Annotated in this window: 7 protein-coding genes; all 7 read left to right on the forward strand. The window is 74.1% G+C overall.

Annotated elements, in window-relative coordinates; all coding sequences use genetic code 11:
- The first annotated feature begins 8 nt into the window (after positions 1–8).
- A complete protein-coding gene (gene cysD, locus J1M41_RS01735; protein WP_002855962.1) occupies positions 9–944 on the forward strand; it encodes a sulfate adenylyltransferase subunit CysD in 936 nt (311 codons plus the stop codon).
- Complete coding sequence (locus J1M41_RS01740; RefSeq protein ID WP_206451013.1) at positions 944–2,284, forward strand: sulfate adenylyltransferase subunit 1; 1,341 nt, start codon at positions 944–946, stop codon at positions 2,282–2,284. Before cysD ends, J1M41_RS01740 begins: the two co-directional genes overlap by 1 nt.
- 31 nt (positions 2,285–2,315) lie before the next feature.
- Complete coding sequence (locus tag J1M41_RS01745) at positions 2,316–3,041, forward strand: ABC transporter ATP-binding protein (RefSeq protein ID WP_098092971.1); 726 nt, start codon at positions 2,316–2,318, stop codon at positions 3,039–3,041.
- Positions 3,031–3,954, forward strand: coding sequence for an ABC transporter permease (locus J1M41_RS01750; protein ID WP_129044282.1), 924 nt, complete (start codon positions 3,031–3,033; stop codon positions 3,952–3,954). Before J1M41_RS01745 ends, J1M41_RS01750 begins: the two co-directional genes overlap by 11 nt.
- The gene (gene cobA / locus J1M41_RS01755; RefSeq protein ID WP_206451014.1) at positions 3,951–5,219 is read left to right on the forward strand and encodes a uroporphyrinogen-III C-methyltransferase; all 1,269 of its coding nucleotides are present in this window, start codon (positions 3,951–3,953) and stop codon (positions 5,217–5,219) included. Before J1M41_RS01750 ends, cobA begins: the two co-directional genes overlap by 4 nt.
- Positions 5,216–6,646 (forward strand): FAD-dependent oxidoreductase, encoded by a 1,431-nt coding sequence (locus J1M41_RS01760; RefSeq protein WP_206451015.1) that lies wholly within the window; start codon positions 5,216–5,218, stop codon positions 6,644–6,646. Before cobA ends, J1M41_RS01760 begins: the two co-directional genes overlap by 4 nt.
- Positions 6,647–6,727: 81 nt before the next feature.
- Positions 6,728–7,363, forward strand: coding sequence for a TIGR03085 family metal-binding protein (locus J1M41_RS01765; RefSeq protein WP_206451016.1), 636 nt, complete (start codon positions 6,728–6,730; stop codon positions 7,361–7,363).
- The last annotated feature ends 298 nt before the right edge of the window (positions 7,364–7,661 follow it).

Consider the following 7,661-nt stretch of genomic DNA (forward strand, 5'->3'; position numbering starts at 1 on the left):
GAGACACGATGACCCTCACCCATGCCCCCGACCCGGGGACCGTGAGCCCCGCCGGGCCCGACGTCCAGGACGCCCTGGAGGCCGAGGCGATCCACATCATCCGCGAGGTGGTGGCCGAGTTCGAGCGCCCCGCCATGCTCTTCTCGGGCGGCAAGGACTCGGTGGTGATGCTCCACCTGGCCGCGAAGGCCTTCTGGCCGGGCAGGATCCCCTTCCCGGTGGTCCACGTGGACACCGGCCACAACTTCCCCGAGGTCCTCGAGTTCCGCGACCGCACGGTGGAGCGGCTCGGCCTGCGGCTCGTGGTGGGCTCCGTGCAGGAGTACATCGACCGCGGCGAGCTGCGTGAGCGCGCCGACGGCACCCGCAACACCCTGCAGACCACCCCCCTGCTGGACACGATCCGGACCAACCGGTTCGACGCCGTCTTCGGGGGAGGCCGCCGTGACGAGGACAAGGCGCGGGCCAAGGAGCGGATCATCAGCCTGCGGGACGCGTTCGGCCAGTGGGACCCGCGCAACCAGCGCCCCGAGCTGTGGAACCTCTACAACGGCCGTCACACCCCCGGCCAGCACGTCCGCGCGTTCCCCATCAGCAACTGGACCGAACTGGACGTGTGGCGGTACATCGCCCGCGAGGGCATCGAGCTGCCCTCCATCTACTACGCGCACGAGCGGGAGGTCTTCCGCCGCGACGGCATGTGGCGCGCCGTGGGGGAGCACTCCCGGCCGGCCGAGGGCGAGGAGGTCACCACGCGGACGGTGCGCTACCGCACGGTGGGCGACATGTCCTGCACCGGCGCCGTCCTCTCGGAGGCCGCCACCGTCGAGGACGTGGTGCTCGAGGTCGCCGCCTCCACCCTGACCGAACGCGGGGCCACCCGCGCCGACGACCGCATCTCCGAGGCGGCCATGGAAGATCGCAAGAAGGACGGGTACTTCTGATGAGCACCGCACTGCTGGACCGGCACGCCCCCGCCGGGACCCTGTTCCGCCTGGCCACGGCCGGCTCGGTCGACGACGGCAAGTCCACCCTCGTGGGCCGCCTCCTGCACGACTCCAAGGCCGTCCTGGCCGACCAGCTCGAGGCCGTGGCCCGCACCTCCGCCGAGCGCGGCTTCGGCGGCGCCGAGGGCGGGCTGGACCTGGCGCTGCTGACCGACGGCCTGCGCGCCGAGCGGGAGCAGGGGATCACGATCGACGTCGCGTACCGGTACTTCGCCACGGACCGGCGCACCTTCGTGCTGGCCGACTGCCCCGGGCACGTGCAGTACACCCGGAACACCGTCACGGGCGCCTCGACGGCCGACGCCGTCGTGCTGCTCGTGGACGCCCGCAAGGGCGTGCTGGAGCAGACCCGACGCCACCTCAGCGTGGTGGCCCTGCTGCGGGTGCCGCACGTGATCGTCGCCGTCAACAAGATCGATCTCGTGGACTACTCCGAGGAGGTCTTCACCGCGATCGCCGAGGACGTCCGGCGCGTGGCCCGGGAGCTCGGCCTCTCCGACGCGGTGAGCGTCCCGGTGTCCGCCCTGCAGGGCGACAACGTGGTCACCCGCTCCGAGCGGACGGACTGGCACACCGGCCCCACGCTCATGGAGCTGCTCGAGTCCCTGCCCGGGGCGGACGCCGAGGACGACGCCGCGGCCTCCTTCCGCTTCCCGGTGCAGCTCGTGCTGCGCCCCCAGGGCGCCCTGGCCCCCGGCCTCGACCCCGAGGTCTTCCGCGACTACCGCGGCTACGCCGGGCAGGTGGTGGCGGGCACCGTCCGGCCCGGGGACGCCGTCGCCGTCCTCACCCCGGGGCAGCCGGTGCGCACCACCACCGTGGTGGGCGTCGACGCCGCCGGCGAGTCCCTCGAGGAGGCCTCCTCCCCGCAGTCGGTGGTCCTGCGCCTGGCCGACGAGGTGGACGTGGCCCGCGGGGACACGATCGCCGCCGCGGACACCGCCCCGCGCCCCACCGCGGAGGTGGCCGCCGCGCTGTGCTGGCTCTCCGCCGCGCCGCTGCGCGTCGGGCAGCAGGTCCTCGTCAAGCACGGCACCGCCGTCGTCCGGGCGCTCGTCCAGGAGGTGGCCGGCCGGCTCGACCTGGACACCCTGCGGCTCGACCCGGCCGAGACCCTCGGGCTCAACGACATCGGACAGGTGCGCCTGCACCTGGCCGCGCCGCTGCCCGTGGAGCCCTACGCCGTGCATCGGCGCACCGGGGCGTTCCTCGTGATCGACCCCCACGACGGGGCCACGCTCGCCGCCGGCATGGTGCGCGGCGGCGACGAGGCCTGAGACGGATGACGACGGTGGGACGGGAGCGGTCATGACAGTGGTGATGGAGGACGTGGGCAAGAGCTTCGGCGGGCCCACGCCCGTGCTGGAGGACGTCTCCGTGCGGATCGAGCCGGGCGAGTTCGTCTGCCTGCTCGGCGCGTCCGGATGCGGCAAGTCCACCCTGCTGAACCTCATCGCCCGGCTCGAGGCGCCCACCGCGGGCGTCGTCAAGGCTCCCCGGGAGGGGGCCGCGTTCATGTTCCAGGACGCCGCCCTCTTCCCGTGGCTCACCGCCCGCGGCAACGTCGAGCTCGCCCTCCGGTTCGCCGGCGTGCCCGCGGCGGAGCGTCGGGGGCGTGCCGGGGAACTGCTGCGCCTCGTCCACCTGGACGACGCCGCCGACCTGCGACCCCACCAGCTCTCCGGCGGCATGCGCCAGCGCGTCGCCCTGGCCCGGGCCCTCGCCCAGGACCGCCCCCTGCTGCTCATGGACGAGCCGTTCGCCGCGCTGGACGCGATCACCCGCGACCTGCTGCACGTGGAGCTCGAGCGCGTGTGGCGTCAGACCGGTCGGACGGTCGTGTTCGTCACCCACAACGTGGCCGAGGCCGTCCGCCTCGGCCAGCGGGTGCTGCTGCTGTCCTCACGGCCGGGCCACGTCGTCGCCGAATGGGACGTGCCCGCAGCCGCCCGCCACGACGCGCCCGCCGCGGCCGCCCTCACGGCCGCCATCACCGCCCGACTCGGTCAGGAGATCCGTCGCCATGCGCACTGACACCCCCACCCTCGACGCCCCCGGCCGCGCGCCGGGGGCCGCCACCGACGACGAGCTGCGCGAGCTCGACAGCGGCCTCGACGCGCTCCAGGCCGTCGACTCGACCCGTCGGACGGGTCTGGCCGGGTGGGACTGGAGCCGGGTCCTGCTCCCGGTGGCCGCCGTCGTCCTGCTCGTGGCGATCTGGCAGGCCTTCGCGTGGCTGGCCGGTGCGCGCGGCGAGCCGATCACCGGTCCCGGCGACGTCCTCGGGGCCTTCGGGACGCTGTGGGCCCAGGGCCTCGTCCAGCAGGCAGTGGCGACGTCGGTGGGCCGCGCCGTCGTCGGCTTCGCACTCGCCGTGGTCGTCGGCGTCGGGCTGGGCCTGCTGCTCGGACAGGTCAGCGTCCTGCGGCGGGCGTTCGGCCCGCTGCTCACGGCCCTGATGGTGGTGCCCAACGTGGCCTGGGTGCCGCTCGCGGTGCTGTGGTTCGGCCTCAGCGACGCCACCGCGTACTTCGTGATGCTCACCGGCGCCGTCCCCGCCGTGGTCGCCGGCCTCACCACCGGCACGGACCAGGTGCCGCCGCAGCTGCGTCGCGCGGCCCGCGTGCTGGGCGCCTCGCGCCTCGAGACCGCCCTGCTGGTGGTCCTCCCGGCCGCACTGCCCGCCTTCGTCTCCGGCCTGCGCCAGGGCTGGGCCTTCGCGTGGCGAGGCCTCATGGCCGCCGAGATCATCGCCGTCGGCGGGCCCATGGGCGTCGGACTCGGGACCCTGCTCCACCAGGGACGGACCGAGTCCGACCTCGCCGTCGTCCTCTGCGCCGTCCTGGCCATCCTGGCCGTCGGCGTCCTCGTCGAACTGACCGCGTTCGGCCCCGTCGAGCGGCGCATGCTGCGCCGCCGGGGGCTGCTGGAAGGGAGCACGCGATGACCGCGTCCGATCTGTACCCCACCTCCCTGCGCCTGCTCGGCCGGCCCGTCCTGATGGTGGGCGGCGGGGCCGTGGCCGGCCGCCGCGTGGGCGCCCTCCTCGACGCCGGTGCGCTCGTCACCGTGGTGGCCCCGGAGCCGGGGGAGGAGGTGGAGCGGCTCGCGGCGGCCGGTCTGCTCACCCTGCACCGCCGCCCCTACCGCCCGTCCGACCTCGACGGGGTCTGGTTCGCCCAGACCGCCACCGGCGACCGGGCCGTGGACGGGGCCGTGGCCTCCGACGCCGAGGCCCGCCGCGTCTGGTGCGTCGACGCCTCCGACGCCGAGTCCTCCGCCGCCTGGACGCCCGCCGTCGCCCGGGCCGGGGACGTGACCGTGGCCGTCAACGCCGGGGGAGACCCTCGCCGCGCCCGCGCCCTGAAGGACGCGATCACCCTGGCCCTGTCCACGGGGCGGCTGCCGCTGCGGCGGCGGCGCGCGTCCGCCGAGCCCGGCCGCGTGGCCCTCGTCGGCGGCGGCCCCGGCGACTCCGGGCTCATCACCGTGCGCGGCCGACAGCTGCTCGCGGAGGCCGACGTGGTGGTCGCCGACCGGCTGGGCCCGCGCGCCCTCCTGGCCGAGCTGGACCCGGCGGTGCCCGTCATCGAGGTCGGCAAGGCCCCCGGCAACCACCTGACCACGCAGGACGAGATCAACGCCGTCCTGGTCCGGGAGGCCCGGGCCGGCCGCCTCGTCGTCCGGCTCAAGGGCGGCGACCCGTACGTGCTCGGCCGCGGCGGCGAGGAGGCAGCGCACTGCCGCGCCCACGGCGTCGACGTCGAGGTGGTCCCCGGTGTCACGAGCGCCGTCTCGGTGCCCGCCGCCGCGGGGATCCCGGTCACCCATCGCGGCGTCGCCACCGGCTTCACGCTGGTGACCGGCCACGAAGAGCTGTCCGAAGTGCCCAGCCGGGCCGACCACACGCTCGTCCTGCTGATGGGCGTGCGCCGGCTCGCGGACACCGCGCGCCGACTGACGGAGCGCGGCCTCGACGGCGCGACGCCCGTGGCGATCATCGAGCGCGGCTGGATGCCGGACCAGCGGGTCACCGTGGGCACGGTGGAGACCATCGCCGCGCAGGCGGCCGCCGTCGGTGTGGAGAACCCCGCCGTGATCGTCGTGGGCGACGTCGTGCGCCTGAGCCCCTACGCCACCGGCGCGCCTGCAGCCGGTGTCCCTGCCCCGATCTTGACCCTGAACCCGACCTCCGAAGGAGCACGAGCATGACCCTGACCCCCTCGAGGCCTGACCGCCCGTTGCGCATCGCCATCATCGGTGCCGGACCCGCCGGGGTGTACACGGCGGACATCCTGACCAAGGAGGAGCGGGACTTCCGTGTCAGCATCGACCTGTTCGACCGGTACCCGGCCCCGTTCGGTCTGATCCGTTACGGGGTGGCCCCGGACCATCCGCGCATCAAGGGCATCGTGACCGCGCTGCACAAGGTCATGGACCGCGGGGACATCCGTTTCCTGGGGAATGTGGACTACGGCACGGACCTGAGCCTGGCGGATCTGCGTCGGCATTACGACGCGATCGTGTTCTCCACCGGGGCGGTGCGGGACGCGGCCCTGGACGTGCCGGGGGTGGAGTTGGCCGGCTCGTTCGGTGGCGCGGACTTCGCGTCCTGGTATGACGGGCACCCGGATGTGCCGCGGCACTGGCCGTTGGAGGCCACGCAGGTGGCGGTGATCGGCAACGGGAACGTGGCCCTGGATGTGGCCCGGATCCTGTCCAAGCATGCCGAGGACCTGTTGCCCACCGAGATCCCGGACAACGTGTACCGGGACCTGGCCGCCTCCCCGGTCACGGACGTGCACGTGTTCGGTCGGCGTGGGCCGGCGCAGGTGAAGTTCACCCCGTTGGAGCTGCGGGAGCTGGCGCATTCCCGGGATGTGGACATCGTGCTGTACGAGGAGGACTTCGACTTCGATGAGGCCTCGGAGAAGGCGATCGAGGAGAACAACCAGGTCCGCACGATGGTGGGGACGTTGACGAACTGGCTCATGGAGCAGGAGGACCGTCAGCAGAGCGCCTCGCGTCGGCTGCACCTGCATTTCCTGCAGGCCCCGGAGGAGTTCCTGGACGAGGACGGGGACGGCCGGGTGGACGGTCTGCGGATGCGTCGGATGGAGCTGGACGGCTCCGGCGGGGTCCGTCCGACGGGGGAGACCGTGGACTATCCGGTGCAGGCGGTGTACCGGGCGGTGGGCTACTTCGGGTCCCCGGTGGAGGGGGTGGAGTTCGATGAGGTGCGCGGTGTGATCCCGAACGCGGAGGGTCGTGTGCTGGACGCGGACGGCGCCCCCGTGCCGGGCCTGTATGCCTCGGGGTGGATCAAGCGGGGCCCGGTGGGGTTGATCGGGCACACCAAGGGTGACTCCCTGGAGACGATCAAGCATCTGATCGAGGACGAGCCGGGGCTGTGGACGGCCCAAGAGCCGTCGGAGGAGTCGGTGATCGAGCTGCTCGAGTCCCGTGAGGTCCCGTACACCACGTGGGCTGGTTGGCATGCTCTGGATGAGCATGAGAAGTCCTTGGGTGCGCAGGCGACGGAGGCCGGTCCGGTGGCGCGGGAGCGGGTGAAGGTCGTGGACCGGGAGGAGATGACCCGCATCTCCCGGGAGAGCGTCCTCCTCGGCGCCGAAGGCTGAGTCCTCCCGTCGGGCGGATTCGCGGCCGCGGCGCGGCCCACCCCTCGCCCGCGCCGCGGCCCGCTCCCTACCGTGGTGCCCATGACCACCTTCGCCGCAGCCGAACGCGCCCGTCTCGCTGACCTCCTGCTCGAGAAGGGCCCCCACGCGCCCACCCTGTGCGGCGGCTGGAGCACCCGCGACCTCGCCGCCCACCTCTGGCTGCGGGAGAGCCGGCCCGACGCCTTCGCCGCCCTGTTCATCCCGCCGCTGTCCCGCCACCTCGACCGCCTGACCGCGGACACCAAGCGCCGCGACTACGCCGAGGTCGTGCGGGAGTGGGCCGCGGGCCCGTCGGCGCTGAACCCCATGCGGGCCGCGGACAGGCACGTGAACGCGGCCGAGCACTTCATCCACCTCGAGGACGTCCGGCGCGGCGAGTCCTCGACCGGCGGCTCGCTGCCCGCCCCGCGCCCGTTCTCCCCGGACGAGGAGGACGCCCTCTACCGCTCGCTGCGTCGCATGGCCCCGCTGTTCCTGCGCACGTCCACGGCGCCGGTGGTCCTCCAGGGCCCGGGCCGCGCCCCGGTCACCGTCACCCGTGGGGCCGTGGCGCTGCGGGCGCCCGTCACGGTGACCGGCGAGGTCGGGGAGCTCCTCCTCTGGGCCTCGGGCCGGGACGCCGTGCACGTGGAGATCGACGGCGACGCGTCGGCGGCCGTGCGCACCGCCCTCTGACGCGCTCCGGCCCCGCGGCCACGGGCCGGCGCAGCGTCCACTACACTGGCGGGCATAGGCGTCGACCCGGCCATCACCGGCGAGCCTCCGGAAGAACGGGCCGCACGGCCCCAGTAGAACCGGACGGGTAAGCCCGTCACAGCAGTCATCAAGCGGCCGGCACCCCGGGGACCTCCCGACGCCGGCAAGCAAGGTGGTACCGCGTCCGCGGCCGGCCGGAGGGTCGGGCCCTCGGGCGTCCTTGCACGGAACCGACGCCCCGGACGCAAAGGACCCCCGTGTACCCCCTCGCCTCCTC

Origin of the sequence: Micrococcus sp. KRD096 (assembly GCF_017168495.1) — a bacterium.
Taxonomy (GTDB): Bacteria; Actinomycetota; Actinomycetes; order Actinomycetales; family Micrococcaceae; genus Micrococcus; species Micrococcus luteus.